General features: G+C 36.7%; 12 protein-coding genes, 2 rRNA genes and 1 pseudogene. 9 read left to right on the top strand and 6 right to left on the bottom strand.

What is annotated here, in order from left to right:
• Nucleotides 1-173: ribosomal RNA gene (locus tag ACNSTQ_RS15880) — 23S ribosomal RNA — on the top strand; the annotation flags it as partial.
• Nucleotides 174-473: 300 nt separating this feature from the next.
• Nucleotides 474-589 (top strand): 5S ribosomal RNA (gene rrf, locus ACNSTQ_RS15875).
• Between the two features lie 423 nt (nt 590-1,012).
• On the opposite strand, the gene ACNSTQ_RS15870 is transcribed toward rrf, so the two are convergent.
• Both ACNSTQ_RS15870 and ACNSTQ_RS15865 read right to left on the bottom strand, forming a co-directional pair.
• On the bottom strand, nt 1,013-2,857 hold the full coding sequence (locus ACNSTQ_RS15870) for an SLC13 family permease (RefSeq protein WP_418200799.1): 1,845 nt from the start codon (nt 2,855-2,857) through the stop codon (nt 1,013-1,015).
• Nucleotides 2,858-3,118: 261 nt separating this feature from the next.
• Nucleotides 3,119-4,609, bottom strand: coding sequence for a S8 family serine peptidase (locus tag ACNSTQ_RS15865; RefSeq protein WP_418200798.1), 1,491 nt, complete (start codon nt 4,607-4,609; stop codon nt 3,119-3,121).
• A gap of 532 nt (nt 4,610-5,141) precedes the next feature.
• Between ACNSTQ_RS15865 and ACNSTQ_RS15860 the strand changes: the two genes are divergently transcribed.
• The 4 genes from ACNSTQ_RS15860 to ACNSTQ_RS15845 all read left to right on the top strand — a co-directional run bounded on the left by ACNSTQ_RS15860 (nt 5,142) and on the right by ACNSTQ_RS15845 (nt 10,064).
• The gene (locus tag ACNSTQ_RS15860; RefSeq protein ID WP_418200797.1) at nt 5,142-6,047 is read left to right on the top strand and encodes a glycerophosphodiester phosphodiesterase; all 906 of its coding nucleotides are present in this window, start codon (nt 5,142-5,144) and stop codon (nt 6,045-6,047) included.
• Between the two features lie 510 nt (nt 6,048-6,557).
• Nucleotides 6,558-8,594: a molybdopterin oxidoreductase family protein gene (locus ACNSTQ_RS15855; protein ID WP_418200796.1), complete on the top strand. Its 2,037-nt coding sequence runs from the start codon at nt 6,558-6,560 to the stop codon at nt 8,592-8,594.
• A gap of 126 nt (nt 8,595-8,720) precedes the next feature.
• Nucleotides 8,721-8,975, top strand: coding sequence for a hypothetical protein (locus tag ACNSTQ_RS15850; RefSeq protein ID WP_418200795.1), 255 nt, complete (start codon nt 8,721-8,723; stop codon nt 8,973-8,975).
• 159 nt (nt 8,976-9,134) lie between these two features.
• Nucleotides 9,135-10,064, top strand: coding sequence for a glycerophosphodiester phosphodiesterase (locus ACNSTQ_RS15845; RefSeq protein ID WP_418200794.1), 930 nt, complete (start codon nt 9,135-9,137; stop codon nt 10,062-10,064).
• A gap of 76 nt (nt 10,065-10,140) precedes the next feature.
• On the opposite strand, the gene ACNSTQ_RS15840 is transcribed toward ACNSTQ_RS15845, so the two are convergent.
• Both ACNSTQ_RS15840 and ACNSTQ_RS15835 read right to left on the bottom strand, forming a co-directional pair.
• Complete coding sequence (locus ACNSTQ_RS15840; protein ID WP_418200793.1) at nt 10,141-10,716, bottom strand: GNAT family N-acetyltransferase; 576 nt, start codon at nt 10,714-10,716, stop codon at nt 10,141-10,143.
• Between the two features lie 161 nt (nt 10,717-10,877).
• Complete coding sequence (locus ACNSTQ_RS15835; protein WP_418200792.1) at nt 10,878-11,807, bottom strand: alpha/beta hydrolase; 930 nt, start codon at nt 11,805-11,807, stop codon at nt 10,878-10,880.
• Between the two features lie 248 nt (nt 11,808-12,055).
• On the opposite strand from ACNSTQ_RS15835, the gene ACNSTQ_RS15830 reads away from it, so the two are divergent.
• From ACNSTQ_RS15830 to ACNSTQ_RS15820, 3 genes are all read left to right on the top strand, one after another.
• On the top strand, nt 12,056-13,063 hold the full coding sequence (locus ACNSTQ_RS15830; RefSeq protein ID WP_418200791.1) for an NADP-dependent oxidoreductase: 1,008 nt from the start codon (nt 12,056-12,058) through the stop codon (nt 13,061-13,063).
• Nucleotides 13,064-13,074: 11 nt separating this feature from the next.
• Nucleotides 13,075-13,392 (top strand): hypothetical protein, encoded by a 318-nt coding sequence (locus ACNSTQ_RS15825; RefSeq protein WP_418200790.1) that lies wholly within the window; start codon nt 13,075-13,077, stop codon nt 13,390-13,392.
• 484 nt (nt 13,393-13,876) lie between these two features.
• Entirely contained in the window at nt 13,877-14,188 is a 312-nt protein-coding gene (locus ACNSTQ_RS15820; RefSeq protein WP_418200789.1) for a TIGR04104 family putative zinc finger protein, read from the top strand.
• Nucleotides 14,189-14,280: 92 nt separating this feature from the next.
• On the opposite strand, the pseudogene ACNSTQ_RS15815 reads toward ACNSTQ_RS15820, so the two are convergent.
• Nucleotides 14,281-15,320, bottom strand: a pseudogene (locus tag ACNSTQ_RS15815) (IS3 family transposase).
• Nucleotides 15,321-15,507: 187 nt separating this feature from the next.
• The gene (locus tag ACNSTQ_RS15810) at nt 15,508-16,965 is read right to left on the bottom strand and encodes a PAS domain S-box protein (RefSeq protein WP_418200788.1); all 1,458 of its coding nucleotides are present in this window, start codon (nt 16,963-16,965) and stop codon (nt 15,508-15,510) included.
• Nucleotides 16,966-17,068: the final 103 nt, after the last annotated feature.

Raw genomic sequence — 17,068 nt, 5'->3', positions numbered from 1 at the left:
TGTGGACGGGATAAGCGCTGAAAGCATCTAAGCGTGAAGCCCCCCTCAAGATGAGATTTCCCATTACGTTAAGTAAGTAAGACCCCTTAGAGATGATGAGGTTGATAGGTCTCGGGTGGAAGCGTGGTGACACGTGGAGCTGAGAGATACTAATCGGTCGAGGACTTATCCAAATATGAAAGGCGGAAATGCCTTGGTCAGATTTGCAGGCGCTTGCGCTTCAGAAGGCGAAGTGGTAACTTCAACTGAAGAAGTGAAACGACACAAAAATCTAGGCATTGAAGCTAGACAATAATAAAGCGTTGAATTCATCTAGCCATTATCCAGTTTTGAGAGAACCACTCTCAACTAAATAAGGATTTATCAAAATCCTATAAAATTGTTAGAAGCAAGTAGTTCGAGGTGACAAGTTCATGAGCAACGCAGTGAGCGCAGTCAACGAAGACATACGAAGCATATCACAATTTTAGAAGTCTAGTGGCGATAGCGAAGAGGTCACACCCGTTCCCATGCCGAACACGGAAGTTAAGCTCTTCAGCGCCAATGGTAGTTGGGGGCTTCCCCCTGTGAGAGTAGGACGTCGCTAGGCACAAAGCACAATCCAAATGGGTTGTGCTTTTTTAGTATGGAAAACGGATGAGTAAGCTGAAGCGGTGAAGAGCTTTGGCTCGATGAGGCAACCCCTTCGAAGAATCGGCCGATGGAACATCGTGTGAAAAATTCGAAGTGAGACAACATGTCCTCCTGTGAGAGGAAACCTTTTTTTTCGTAAATCATCACGAGATGCATCGAAGGTTAGGCTTCATGGAACACACCCCCGTAGGAAAGCAAGGTTTAAAGGGACGTCGCTAGGCACAAAGCACAATCCAAACGGGTTGTGCTTTTTTAGTATGTAAATCAGATGAATAAGCTACAGATGTGAAGGTCGTACAAAGTGGTTAACACGTGCTAAAGGAAGGTCACGTTACGTTATTTTTAATAGAAGACCTTCCTTTTATACTCTGCCTTTTATTTAAAAAGGAAAGAAGAACGGCAGCAACAAGACTGCAATTAAGGCGATGAGGAATTGTAATGGAATACCTACACGTACGAAGTCTAGAAATGTATACTTACCAGCTGCCATAACCATTGCATTAGGAGGCGTAGCTACAGGAGTAGCAAATGCCATACTCGAAGAAAAGGCAACAGCCATTACCATAGGAAATGGACTAACCCCTAATTGTTCCGCAGTTAAAATAGCAACTGGAAATAATAAAACCGCTGTAGCGGTGTTACTAATAAATTGACTAAACACTGAAGTAATGGCATATAGGCCTGCAAGGACAGCAATAGGTCCAATTTCTCCTAAACTTTGGATGAGACCTTCAGACATAAAGGTGACACCGCCTGTTTTTTCTAATGCCGTGGCCATCGGAAGCATACAGGCAATTAGGATGACGGTTTGCCAGTTAATAGCTTGGTACGCCTGATCAGTTTGTCTCACACATCCTGTAAAAACCATAAGTAAGGCAGCGACTACAATTGCGACGACTGCAGGAACCCATTCAAATACCATTGCAAGTAACATGACAAAAAGAATGATACCTGCAATTCTGCTTTTCTTTGTAGTATAAACTGGGTCTGTATCCTCGGCAGACGATTTTAATACAACGGTGTCGTTCTTTTCAGCGGAAAGAAGATTGATATCTTTCCACTTTCCATGAACAAGAATCGAATCTCCATAAAGCAATTTTTCATCAGCTGTAGCCTTTTTGGCTGGTCTAAACTGATGCTTCATTGCTAAAACTGTTAAACCATACTTTTCTCTAAAATTAACTTGCTTAATCGCCTGATTGAGTAATCTCGATTGAGGCGTTAAAATGACTTCAGCCAAATGAGATTCCTCAAGTTGATAGGGCTCTCCTTTATGTAAAGTCAATCCGGTCTCATGACATAGCTTTACAACTGCATCTTCTTCACCAAATAAAAGAAAAGTATCTCCAACTTCTACTATATAGCCGGGTTCTACCGTTATTCTTTGAGAGTGTGCACGCCCCGTAAGGTTTAATAGGGAAGGGGATCCTACTTTTATTAATTCTAAAACAGTAATATGATACGTACTTGGTAAGCGAAGATCTTTGATCGTTTTACCTATGATGCTACTTCCTTCGGAAACGTTTACAGAAAAAATGGAATTTGTAATCCCATATTGATTTATTAGCTCAGTGGCTTCAAACTTCCCTGATGTTCCATCTTTATTTTCTAAAGGTTTATCGAGCATCCTCCGACCTATAAACCATAAATATAAAATACCTACTAAAAGCATAATCAAGCCAATTGGTGTGAACGAGAAAAAAGAAAGTGCGCCATATCCAGCATCATGCAAGCTTTGACTTGCAATTAAGTTTGGTGCTGTTCCAATTAACGTTAAAGCTCCACCCATACTACTAGCAAAAGCTAAAGGGATTAAAAGCTTTCCAGGGTGAAGTTGCATTTGTCTACATAAACTAACAACAATAGGAAGGAGAATAGCAACCGTTCCCGTATTACTAATAAAGCCACTCAAAACAGCTACTAAAGCAAGCATAAAAATGGTTAGTTTTAATTCACTATTACCAGTACTTTTTACTAATAAATCTCCGGCCTTTTGAGCTAGTCCACTTTGAAAGACACCTGCGCCAACAATAAATAAAGCCGCAACCATGATGACCACGCTATTAGAAAAGCCAGCAAATGCTTCAGGCACATCAATTAAACCTGTTAATAATAAAGCTAATAATGAACTAATTGCAACTAAATCTGCTCTAAAACGTGGAATTAGAAAGCAGATGGTAGTAATAATTAAAATAAGAAATACCAATTGCATATCTGTAATCATATTTGTATCCTTTCAACTGTGTCATCCAATAGAAATATACTTCTATTTCTAATAAGAATAAGAAGCTTAAACAGTTTTATAATTGCTAAGTATTTAAGTTACATCCAGCTATCATGGAACTCGCATTATTATTGTGTACATTAGACGAGATATTATAATTATAGAAACATGTAATATGTATTCATGTAAGAATCAGTTAACTAATGATTCCATAAAAAGAGGAAGGCAACGATATGCGCCTTCCTCTTTTACTAAATGTAATTATCTTCTAATGTTTAATAAAGCACGTTCAGCATTTACAATACCATGTCCATAAATCTCGTCATATCCTCTTTTACCAGCATCAACTGCTGTTTGTTGAAGACGAGTTTGTACTTGGTTTGGAGAAGGTTTCTTACCTGTTACTGCTAACTGTTGAGCGATGTACGCTGCTGCTACACCTGAAACTTGAGGAGCAGCCATTGAAGTACCACCCTTCCAACCATAGCCGTTACCAAATAAAGCTTTAGCTTCTGGACCACGGCCGGTGTTAAAGTCCATGTAAGTCGGAACGGCACTTAATACTAAGAATTTACTGCCACCTAGTCTATCAGGTCCTAAATCTCCACCAGGTGCACCTAAGTCAATCGCGCCATTTCCATAGTTAGAATAGAAAGCTAAACGATCTTCCGTTCCAAAGCCACCACCAGTAGCGGAAACTGTAATTACCCCAGGCATTTGTGCTGGTACGAAGAATACAGCACCACGCGCTTCCCAACCGTCATTTCGGTTAGCATTCTGCCAATCTGCGACTTTTGCAGGGCTCTTTAAATCTTGAGCAGAGTTACCAGCAGAAGAGACAACTGTTGCTCCTTGGTTTACCGCATAGCGAATGGCACGGTTATAAGCAACATAGTCTGCAGCACTGTTTCCACCGCGAATTTTTTCACCAGTCTCGGGATCTGTGTAGAACCATTGACCAAGTAAACGAGTACCACCTAAGCTCATGTTGATTACATCAGCACCATCGTCAGCAGCTGCAATAATGGCATCAGTAATCCAAATTTGTTGTGCGCCACCTGTTGCACCAAACACGCGATAAGAACGTAATGTTACTCCTGGAGCTACACCTTTCATATTACCGTCTGCTCCAATTGTTCCAGCTACGTGAGTACCGTGACTGTTAAAATCCCAAGAGTCAGTAGTACTAGGTACGAAAGTTTTTGAGCCCTCCTCGTCAACAACGTGTGCTAGATCTGGATGGTTAAAGTCAAATCCACTATCAATAACAGCAACGACTACATCTTTTCTAGCATCTCTGTACATATCATGGGTAGCACCGTTATTCGTTACTTGCTCGATATCCCACTGATAGCCAGAATCCCAAATGTTTTTAATTGGAAGATCAGTAGAAACAGCTTCTTCACTAACAACCTCAAATTCAGGTAAATCAAGCGTTACTTCTTGAGAAGGACCGATTGATAATACATGACGATTGTTCATCATCTCTTTTAGGAAAGTAGCAGGTGTATTTGTTGTAACCTCAATAACTCCAATTTGAGGAACCTCATATGTAACTTCTCCACCAGCATTTGAAATGATTTGTTCTACGTTATTTGGTAGATTTTCAGATTTGAACACGACTAGTAAACGTTCCGAACTTGAATTAACCTCAGTTTTTCCATTTGCTAATGCACTAAAGCTAAATGAAGAGAGGACTAGTACAAGAGTAAGGAAACCGATAATAGATTTCTTGAGTGTGTTATGCATCATAAAACTCCTTCCTGTTACGTTTTTTTTAATAAAAGATTTGTTCTATTACGTTTTTCTAAATAAAATTTAATTCTTACCTCCTTTTTCTCATCTATGTGTCAATGATAGAGTAACTAAAAAGGTATTTCGAATAGCGTAAGACCCAATTTTCAGAATAATTAATTAGATAGACGTTCCTATATCTTTTATTGAAAAAATGTTATTAATAGGTAAATCTTTTTATATATAATTGAATAATTCGTAAAATTAGCTTAATTTTCGTAAAAAATATAACAGAATATTATTAGATTTTGAATTCTAGGAGTAGAGCGCCTTTAAATTCTATACCTAAGTCGTGATATTAAAGGAGTGTTTATATCGCGTTTATACAGACTAGTATCCAAATAAAGTGTATATACTAAGGAGAATTAATTATAGTAGATTAAGTCTATGTTCTCATTTGACTACTTCTCACTAATCTTTACAGAAATAGGGATTTATCTTAATACTTCTCTCTTATAGTAAATTTGTAAATATGAAGGGAGAGATTTAAATGAAAAAGTGGTTGAAAAGGTCAGCAATGTTAGTTGTAGGTTTAGGTTTGGTCACACAGTTATTTGGACCTAGTCAGTCGTTAGCGGCAAGTCAGTCAAGTTTTCCAGCTCCAGAACAAAAAATTGTAAACGTTGCTCATCGTGGAGCATCTGGACATGCTCCTGAACATACGATGCTTGCATACGAACTCGGTTTAAAAATGAAAGCAGATTACATTGAAATTGATCTGCAAATGACGAAAGACGGTACTTTAATTGCCATGCATGACACAACGGTTAATCGGACGACCAATGGAACAGGGGCGGTAAAAGATTTAACAATTGAAGAAATTAAATCTCTAGATGCCGGTTCGTGGTTTAATACTAGAAACCCAGGGAAGGCCAAGGAAGAATATGTTGGACTTGAGGTGCCGACGTTAGAAGAGATTTTTCAGCGGTTCGGCAGGAGCACAAATTATTATATTGAGACAAAATCACCAGCTCTATATCCTGGAATGGAAGAAACGTTACTAGAGTTAATGGATGCCTACAAATTAACAGGTGTAAATGGTCGTTCAAGCAAAGTCATTATTCAATCCTTTCATCCAGACAGCTTATTAATGATCAATGAAATGAACCCAAATATTCCGCTTGTTCAACTTATTTCTAGACCTTTACTTGGAGAGGATGCGGAGGCGCAGTTAGATAGTATTAAACAATATGCGATTGGGGTGGGACCAAACTTAAATCATATTAACCAAGATTATGTTGAGCGCGTTAGAAATAATGGTTTACACATTCACCCGTACACTGTGAACACAGAAGAAAATATGAGGAAAGCATTAGACTGGGGAGTGACGGGGATTTTTACAGATTATCCAGACCTGTTTGATCAAGTCATTAAAGATTTTAAAAGAAAGAAATAACGTCCTTTCTCGAATAGAAGAAGTAAAAGTGAATCAGAATACTAGTCGAAAAACAGGATAATGGTAGAAAACGAAATAAGCCAGTTCACCCATACTTATGGTGGACTGGCTTTCTATTATAATTAAGGAGACTCATTTGTCTTTTTTTGCGGTTTTTCGTGATCATATAAAATGAAACTAGATGATCGATAATTAATTGATTAAAATCGTCTGTTAGTACATCCGTATATGCCGATTGAAACTTCTCATTTGTCCAAACATTGAACTTATAATCATGAAAATTACATTTCAATTATATCCTAAATTTGGTATAGAGCTAGAAGGAAAATTATATACCATATCTATAGACAAAAAATTTTATTTCGATAATCTAAACTATTTCCATATGAATTAGATGCGATAGTGAAAAAAAAATGGTACTCTACTATTATGTCTTTATTTTACTTGAATATGATTTTCTTATAAAACTAGGTATAAAAAATAGATTAATGAGATGAAAGGGATATTTATATGGCCTACACAAAAGAGCAAAATGGTGTTTTTCCAGCAGTATGTCCACTTGACTGTCCTGATCAATGTGGTCTTCTGCTGCATAAAAAAGACGGAAAAATTATTAAAGTTGCTGGTGATCCCGATCATCCAGTGACACAAGGAAACATTTGTAACAAAGTTCGTCATATGACCGACCGAATTTATGACCCGAAACGATTAGAGTATCCTCTAAAGCGAGTAGGTCGTAAAGGGGAAGGGAAGTTTGAACGAATTAGCTGGGAAGAGGCAATTAAAGCAATTAAGGATCGCTGGACTCATCTGATTGATAGTGAAGGCCCTGAAAGCATTCTTCCTTATGGGTTTTATGGAAACATGGGAAGAATTAGTGCGGAAGGAATGGACCGCCGCTTTTTCAATCGATTAGGTGTAAGTATTCAGGATCAAACGATTTGTTCGGCAGCTGGTTCCAAAGGGTATAGTTATACAATGGGTGGTAGCTTCGGGACTGATCCTGAGGAGACGATCGATACGAAATTATTTATTTTCTGGGGTGTCAATGCTGTTAGTACGAATATGCATCAAGTGGCACTCGCACAGAAGGCAAGAAAAAATGGAGCGAAAATCTTCGTAATAGATGTGCATAAAAATCAAACAGGGCGCTTAGCAGACTGGTTCATTCCCATTTTACCTGGTACCGACGGGGCACTGGCGCTTGGAATTATGCACATTTTGTTTGCTGAGAACATGACCGATCATGATTTTTTAAAACAGTATACAGTAGGATACAAAGAATTAGGAAATCACGTAGAACAGTACGATCCCAACACGGTATCCAATATTACGGGAGTTCCTGTTGAGGATATATATAAACTTGCACGAATGTATGGTCACGCGTCACCTTCGTTTATACGGATCGGAAACGGATTACAGCATCATGATAACGGCGGAATGGCGGTCCGGACAATCGCGTGTCTGCCTGCCTTAACTGGACAATGGGTGATAAGAGGCGGCGGTGCAATTAAAGGAAATGGTGCCTTTTTAAATCACAATGTTAGAGCTCTCCAACGCCCTGAACTAAGACAGAATAAAAACGCTCGTGTTATTAATATGAACTTGATCGGGCAAGCATTATTGGAGACGAACCAACCAATTCGTTCAATGTATGTTTATAACAGTAATCCTGCAGTAGTTACACCAGAAGGGAATAAAGTTCGTCAAGGGTTGGCAAGAGATGATTTATTTTTAATTGTTCATGACTTGTTTTTAACAGAGACGGCGATGTATGCAGATATTGTATTACCAGCGACTTCTTCGTTTGAGAATACAGATTTTTATACGTCATATTGGCACCATTATATGCAAATCCAGCAGCCTGTTATCGCACCGTACGGGGAAAGTAAATCAAATCCTGATGTGTTTCGATTATTCGCTAAGGCTTTTGGTTTTCAAGAGGAAGCATTCAAGGATACAGATGAACAATTAATTCGTCAGTCAATTGACGATGTAGATAATCCGTACGTAAAGGACATCAACTATGAATTACTTATTGAAAAACAATATGTAAAGGCAGATAGAAGAATTAATTTATTAAATAATCTTCCAACACCAAGTGGGAAAATTGAACTGTATTCCGAACAAATGGAACGAGATGGATATCCAGGACTGCCAACGTATACGCCAATTGTAAATGATGGTGATTTGCCATTTTTATTTATTCCAGCACCGAATCATAACTTTTTAAATTCAACGTTTTCCAACAATGAAAAGCATATTTCCTTAGAAAAATATCCACGACTGCATTTGAATAGCAAAGATGCAGAAAAACGCTCCATTGAAGATGGCGATACTGTTCGAGTTTGGAATGATCGCGGCGAATGCGAACTGATTGCAGCAGTTGGAGAAAATGTTTTACCAGGTGTAGTCGTTAGTCAGGGATTATGGGCTGACTTGCCTGGAAAAAAATATTTCGTTAATTCACTCGCACCCGATCGAGTAGCAGACATGGGTGGGGGAGCAACATTTTTCTCTGGACGCGTAGACATCGAGAAAATATAAAATCTTTGAGTGAAAGAGCATCTTTAATGTAGATGCTCTTTTACTCTGTTCTTGAAAAGCTTGAATAGAATAGCATTACAGATTGATAATAACAATTAAAAGCTGTACTTTGGAAAGGAGAACTATATGAATAAGGAAGAACTAAAAGAAGCGATGAAGGACAAAATTGCCAATGTCAAAAGCGGTAAGGTGGAAAGCGAGACCTTTAATATTAGTAGACCTCCTGAAGATTTTGGCGATGCAGTTGAACTCTTTTATAATGAGCAAGAAAAATGTTTTAAAGCTGTCGTTTTTGACCCGCAAACAAACACCATTTTTAGTGAAGAAAAGATGGAAGATGAAAACGAAGTCAGTTCGTTTATTGTAAAGACAGTAAAATGATAATGATTTTTTACGTAGCGCAAATCGTGCTGCGTATTTTTTTATGTGGCGAACTAAACATGAATAATTAATTAATATTATCTTAATAAAGAAATTAAAGGGGAAGAAACAACTAGAGGAGAATTCATAATAGTAATTATATATGAGAGGAAGAGACGAATGGCGAATATAGCAACAAATCAACAGAAGAAGCGACGTTGGTTATCTGTAATGATTACAATTATTGTAGTAATCATAGGTGTGTGGATGATTCTTAATTTTTTACCTGTACAAGAACGAGCAGCGAAGCCATTTTTCGAAAGTGATCGACCAATGGTGATTGCACATCAAGGTGGAGAGCATTTGGCGCCTTCTAATACAATCGTGGCATTTGAACAGGCTAGGCAATTAGGTGTGGACGTCATCGAGTTCGATGTCCATATTACGAAAGATGAACAACTTGTTGCTATTCACGATTCAACGGTTGATCGTACAACGGATGGTGAGGGGAGTGTGGCTGAACTCACTTTAGAAGAAATTCAACAGCTTGATGCAGGATATTACTTCCAAGACCTAGATGGTGAATACAGTTTTAGAGGAAAAGGGATAACGATACCTACAGTAGAAGAAATTTTTGACAACTTTTCTGAAATGAAGATGGTTATCGAATTGAAAGCAACAAATCCACCAAGTACTCATCAGGTAATGAGCGAATTGTTATGGGAACTTCTTCAACGGTATGAGCTTGAGGAACGTGTATTAATTGCCTCATTTGATCACTCGATTATTGAAGCGTTCGATGAGTTGGCAGATGGAAGAGTAGCAATAAGTGGAGGCCGAGAAGAGATTACTAACTTTGTAGTTTTTAATAAGTTGTTTTTGAACGGACTCTATAGACCGAATGTAGATGCCGTACAAATTCCAACAGAAGAAAGCATCTTTGACTTAACGAGCTCCAGATTGATTAAAGCAGCGCATCGAAAAGGAATGGAAGTTCATTACTGGACAATCAATGATGAAGAAACGATGAAACTGCTGCTAGATCAAGGGGCAGATGGTATTATCACAGATCGACCTGATTTATTATTAAATCTGTTAGAAAACCAATAATCGCATATGTGAAATGTGTAAAAAGTACCTGGCACCAGGTATTATGGGTGCCAGGTACCACTTTTTATTATGTACATTAAACAGACGTTTGTCTTGAAGTGAATTCAGACTTTAACAAAGAGAATACGACCGTGTCATGGTATTGAGTCCCGTCGAAATCGGTTTGTCTTAATGTACCTTCTCTTTTAAATCCATAATTCATTAGTAATTTTTCAGAGCCTTTATTTTTGGCAAAGATGTCCCCAACGATGCGGTTTAATCCTATTGTATTGAAGCCATATGGGAGCACACTTGCTAGTATTTCTGACATCACACCGCGCCTTTGGAAGTCTCTCCGAATAACAACACCCATCTCCGTTTTCTTATGCCACAAGTTTAACTTATGAAAGCGAAACATTCCAACGATTTCATCACTTTGTTTGTGAATGATTACCCAAGGAATTTCTTTTTCTTCTCTAAAATTCTCAAGGCTTGTTTCAATGGTTGCCTGGAGCTCTTGTTCTGATTTTACGGGGTGTGGCGTTATAAACTTCATCGTTTCGGAGTTACTCATAAATGCAAATAAGTCAGTAACGTCTTCATTAGTCATTCCTCGAAGGAAGTAGTTTTCCGTTTCTAGCGTCGGGATCTCACTTAAAGTACGTTCGGTCATTTTACCCCTCAATTCTATGATTTTTTAAAGTTATATATACAATAATATATATTCGGAATAAAACTAATGTATTTTAGAAAAACAATAATGGAATATTTCTGAAGAGAAATTGCTTGGCGTAACATCTGATAATCTAAGAAAGTTAACTAGTTCTTACGATATCAAGAAGAAAGAGCTTTCTTTAAAGCACTACCAATCTGATCAATCGCATGTTTTCCTTGATCTATAATGCCTGCCATCCAGAAGAAACCGTGGATCATCCCACGATACCTTGTGACTTCAACTTGAATGCCGGACTCTTTAAGTCGGTTAGCATAGGCTTCACCTTCATCTCTTAGCGGGTCATACTGTGCTGTAATCACTAAAGCAGGAGGTAAGCCAGTTAAATCTTTTGCTAGAAGCGGAGAAGCGTAAGGTAATTTCTTTTCACTCTCCGTTATATATTGAGCGCCGAACCAGTCTATTGCCCCTTTGGTTAAAAAGTATCCTTCCCCATTTTCACGGTGGGATGATGTATCATTAGCAAAGTCAGTAGCTGGATAAATGAGTACCTGATAAGAGATAGACGGGCCACCACGCTCTTTTGCCATTAATGTTACGACAGCAGCTAAATTTCCACCTGCACTATCCCCACCAACAGCAATCCGACTTGGGTCACCGTTATAACGGGTAATATTTTCAGCTACCCATTTAGTAGCCGCATAACAATCTTCAGTTGCTATAGGAAAGCGATGTTCAGGGGCGAGCCGATAATCAACAGAAACGACAATGGCTTGCGCGCGGTTTGTCACAGCTCGAAGTGGTGGATCAACGACTTCTAAATCGCCAATAACCCATCCGCCACCATGAAAATAAATGAAGACAGGGAATGGACCTTCGCCTTCAGGTGTATAAATACGAATGTTAATTTCCTCACCGTCAACAGTAACAGTAGTATTTTCTACTCTAGAGACTTGTTCAGGCATACCACCTAAAAATTTAAATTTTTGTGCATTTACGCGATTATCTTTCACGGAAAGTTCATTTACAGGTGGAGTTTTTGCAGCAGCCAGTTGGTCTAAAAAGAATTTGGCTTGCGGATCTAATGTCATCTTAAATTCCCCCAATCTAATGTTTGTAACCACTTCTAAAGAGTATGTAAACTTAAGTATTTCTAGCATTATTGAAAGAGATATAGGAAATATTCTTCTCGAATAATTCTTGATACCTCTATTGAACCATATTTTATTGGAAAATTCTAAAAAAATAATGATATTTTAAAGGATTTTTCAAAGAAATATAGAATAGTAAAAGGATAGGTAAAAACTATGTATTATTATTTCAAAAAAGAGGTGAGAACGTGGTAAGTAAAAATAGACAAATTTTACTAGCGCAACGACCAAATGGATTACCAGATAACTCAACTTATAGTTTTGTAGAAACTGAAATTCCTTCATTAGAACCGAATGAAGTTCTCGTAAAGGCTCAATATTTATCGGTAGATCCATATATGCGAGGAAAGATGAGTGATGCAAAATCATATACAGCACCTTTTGAGCTAAACAAACCTCTGCAAGGTGGAGTAGTTGGTACTGTTATTGAGTCGAAGCATCCTAAATTTAATCCAGGTGATACGGTAACTGGGCTTCTGGATTGGGCAGACTATACGGCTATTGATGGAAATGAAATTCGAAAAATAGACCCTAATCGAGCACCAATTACGACTGCTCTTTACGTAACTGGAATGCCAGGTTTAACAGCGTATTTTGGATTACTTAATATTGGTCAACCTAAAGAAGGGGAAACCGTTGTCGTTTCAGGTGCAGCTGGTGCCGTTGGTATGATCGTAGGTCAAATTGCTAAGATCAAAGGGTGTCGTGTTGTTGGTATTGCTGGTTCTGATGAAAAAAATGCGTATTTAACAGAGGAACTAGGTTTTGATGCGACTATTAACTATAAAACGACAGATAACATTCGCAAAGCATTAAAAGAAGCATGCCCGAATGGAATTGATGTGTACTTTGATAACGTAGGCGGGGAAATCTCAGATGCTGTATTCTCACTATTAAATTTTCACGCTCGTATCGCACTTTGTGGTCAAATTGCACATTACAATGATACACAAATTGAAATGGGTCCGCGTTTCTTAGGGAATTTCTTAAAGCGAAGTGTTCTGCTAAAAGGATTTATCGTTTCAGACTATGCAGATCAATATAGAGAAGGCGTTAGTGATTTAGCGAAATGGTTAAGTGAAGGCAAAATTAAATATAAAGAAAATATCGTTGAAGGTTTAGAGAATGCACCAGATGCATTTCTAGGATTATTTAGAGGTGATAACCTCGGTAAGCAACTCGTTAAAATTAGTTAGGCCTAAAGGAAATGTTAGTAGACTCTGATGTAGATGATATTCTTTATACCGATGCAATTAGCGGAGTTAATGCAAACTTCCTTATTCCTTGTTTACAAAAAGCAGGTCTTGATTTAGATAATTTAAAAAGACCAGATAAAATAGATGTAGCTCACGCTGATCATCATGAAAACGAAGCAAAAGCATGGAAGGATGTATGGTCAGCTGGACAAGGGGTTGGAGCCATTAAGAACGTTCAACCGATTGCAGAAGTTGTTCGTGAAATGAAAGAAGAATATCAGCAAGCTGTTCAACTAGTTAGTAATAATTCTTCCACTTCAAAGGTCTAATAAAAATTTGAAATATAAGAGAGTAGGGTTTTCTTTAACTCTACTCTCTTACTATTTTATTTAGAGCTTAACGAGACAGAAGTTTTATTTTTCTTAGGGATCCAAATGGATGCGCGCTCAGGTCTTCAAGTTTAGCTATGGAAAAGGAAAATAACATAAGTGATCTTATGATTTAACTTTTGAAAAGTAAGGGTAAAATGTTAACCACTTGTAAAATGACTATTCTTTTGTCGTTACGCAAGTGGTTTTTATATGTTTGCAGTAGGTCAGTTGTTCGTCTATATTGCAATTCATAGTTTTACTTATATTGTCACTATATGTATCTTTAAAATATAGTACAATATAGGAAAGCAAATAGACTCACTTTTTCGTTTGTGATTAAGCAAGTTTGCTTCTTAGTTATAAAGTTTTGCTTTTAATGGTAAACTATGAGTAGTTATTATACGTATTTCATAGAGAATAGCTTGTGTAAGGAGGCTTAACAATGGCTCAACAAAAATGTGAAAGTTGTGGGCACGAAATTACGAGAAAAGAAATTACAAAATCACTATTAAAAGGGTACAGTCCGATTACTTGTAGTAATTGTGGCAAAGTCCATTTAGTGCAACAGATGTCAAAACTAATTATTGCTATGTTAGTTACATTTCCAATCGTATTTTTTGTATTATTATTATCCACAGCAATTGGATTATCAGGACCTCAAACGTTTGTTGTAGGTGCAATTCTGCTCGGGGTTACTTTATTTGCTTCACCTTTTATTGCGAGATGCGAACCGGCTGAAAATCAACAGATGTAGAAAGTTTAGATAAATGTAATATAAAAATTAAAAACAAAAAAACGATCCAAGATACTAAAGTGTACCCTTTGTAAAGGACATTTTTAAAAAGTCTAGGCAGTTTTAAGAAGATGATTCCTGTATTGAACAGGGGTCATCTTTTTTAAATTCCATTGGTATCTATAGTGATTGTAGTACGTCATGTATTGTTTAATTTCAAGCTTTAATTCATCCAAGGTTGTACAATGCTTTATGTATGCCTCATCCTTGAAATGACCAAAAAAATAAGTAATATCTGTTAGAAGAACTTTTCCAGGTACCCCCTGCTTAAATTGTCGATTTACTAGGTTAGGGGCAACTCGATGTTCTTGTGTTGCTTTCATCATTCGCCTATAGGGGTTTGCCTTTCTAATAGGGCAAATAATACCGTATTTTTTCATGATTCGTCGTATACGTTTCAAATTATAGACAACATTAAATTGACCCGCCAAGGTCATTTTAATTTGGCGTGCCCCTTTCTTACGATTCTTAAATTTAAATGCTTTAAAGATGGTCTCTTTCGCTTTTTCATCCTTTTTATCTTTTTGCCTTCTCTGTTCCTGTGATTTCTCTGAGAAGTAATTATAATAACCACTTCGTGAAATGACAGCTAGTTCACACAGGTAGCTCACCATACTTTTTAGTTGATATTTTTCAATAACTGAATGAATAAGGATGTATTTCTGAAAGGGGGGAATTACTACTTCTTCATCCCCCTTTCTAAAAAACGAATCTTTTTTAATAGTTCATTCTCAGCCTTTAGAAAGTTAATTTGTGCTTCTAAACGAGCATTTTTTTCTTCTAATGTAAGTTCCTTTTTTCTAGGTCTACCTAAACTATCCCTCCTAGTATCATTTAACCCTAGAACTCCACTTTCTCGATAGGCAGCTCTCCACCTTTTGCCTGAAGATTCAACACGTTTCATCCCAATGATATCTATATCAAACCCACATTCCTCAAATATCTCTCTTGGGAACTTTCCCTTTTTATTTTCATTAATGAAAAGATGCTTAAATTCATCAGTATAAGTAATTCCTTTTGTACTAACTGATTTAACATATTTATTAGCTGATAGTAGCTTAATTTCTTTCACTGTAAAAATCTTTTTACTCATTTTGTTTTCTCCGTCTCCATGTTTTTTCTCTGTCGTATTTCTTAATTATACAAAAAAGTACCCTACAGGTAGACTTTTTTTAGTGTCTACTCTATAGGGTACATTTTATACATAGTAAAGTGCTGCCTTTTTTGAAATTCATAACTTATAGAGGAGGTTCAAATTGTCCTCCTTTTTGAACACGCACTTATAATAAAGGTAGCGTAATAGTAAACGTCGTACCTTGATTTTCTTTACTAGTAACAGTAACTTTTCCGTTATGATTTTCTATGATTCCAAATGAAATCATAAGTCCTAATCCAGTTCCATTTTCTTTTGTGGAGAAAAACGGTCGCCCGATAGAAGTTAGCTTTTCTTCTGGTATACCAACACCTTGGTCTTTAACACGAATAGTAACTTGTTCACTTTCACTTTCGACCTCCAGTGAAATTTCACCGCCGGTCGGCATCGCATCAATCGAATTTTTAATCAGATTGATAAATACTTGTTTTAACTGATTATCATCACAATAGACTAAAATTTCTTCTGTTTGATAAATACAGTTAATTTGTACATTTTGGATATTACATTGTGGTTGTAGAATAGCTACCACTTGATCTAAGACTCCTACAATATTCTTTTCACATAATGTTGTTGCATTTGGTTTGGCTAACAATAATAACTCATTAAGAATCAGTTCGATGCGATTAAATTCTTCATTCATTATTTTGTAATATAACTGTTTGTCAGATTCACCTGACTGTATAAGTTGCAAGAAGCCTTTTAATGAAGTTAAAGGGTTTCGTATTTCATGGGCAATCCCTGCTGCCATCTGGCCAACTAATGAGAGCTTTTCAGATTTTTGCAGAATTTCCTTTGTTTTCTTAACTTCCGTAATATCTCTGAATGTGATAACGGAACCTATATAATCACTATTTTCTAAGATTGGATTCGTCGTATATTCTACGTCAAAACTCGTCCCATCTTTTCTCCAAAATAGATCATCAGTGATATGAATACTCTCACCATCTTTTAGTGCCTTAAAAACAGGACAGCTTGCTACAGAAACTTTATTTCCATGTTTATTTGTATGGTGTATAAGATCATGCAAATTTTGATTACTTAAATCATTTTCACCATAACCTACCATTTCTTCGGCAGCTTTATTCCAAAAGATAACATTAGCATCTAAATCAATACCATAAATTCCATCAGAAATAGAATCTAAAATCAATTGATGAATTTGGTTAAGTTTTTTGATCTCTTTCTCTTTTTCGATCTGTTTACTAATATCATATATATCTACAAGATAATGAGATGTCTGTTTACTTCCTTCAGTTATTTTAAGCAATGAAAAATGTAGGGCAACCCAAAGTTCTTTCCCGTTTTTATGGATAAATCGTTGATCAATAATTATTTTATCTTCTATATTAGGTGGTTGCTCTGTAAATAAATAATTAGTCTTCGAAATATCTTCAAGATGAGATATTTTTGACAAACTTAACTGTTGTAGTTCAGGTTTGGAGTAACCTAAAATAGTACATAACGTACTATTAACTAAATAAAACTTTCCATCTAACGTAACAATTGCTTTACCATTAGAGGCATACTCAAAGGCATTTTGATACAATGCCTGTTCTACTTGACTATTCGAAAGTTTAAACACATTAGTATCCTCCGTAAAAAAATTATTATAACTAGTATAGATGTTACTTATATTTTATCTTAAATTGATAATTTTTGTAAGATTTAATCAATAAGTCACAATA

Origin of the sequence: Alkalihalobacterium sp. APHAB7 (genome assembly GCF_048323755.1) — a bacterium.
Lineage (GTDB): Bacteria > Bacillota > Bacilli > Bacillales > Bacillaceae_F > Alkalihalobacterium.
This window is presented reverse-complemented; position numbering and strand designations above follow the sequence as displayed.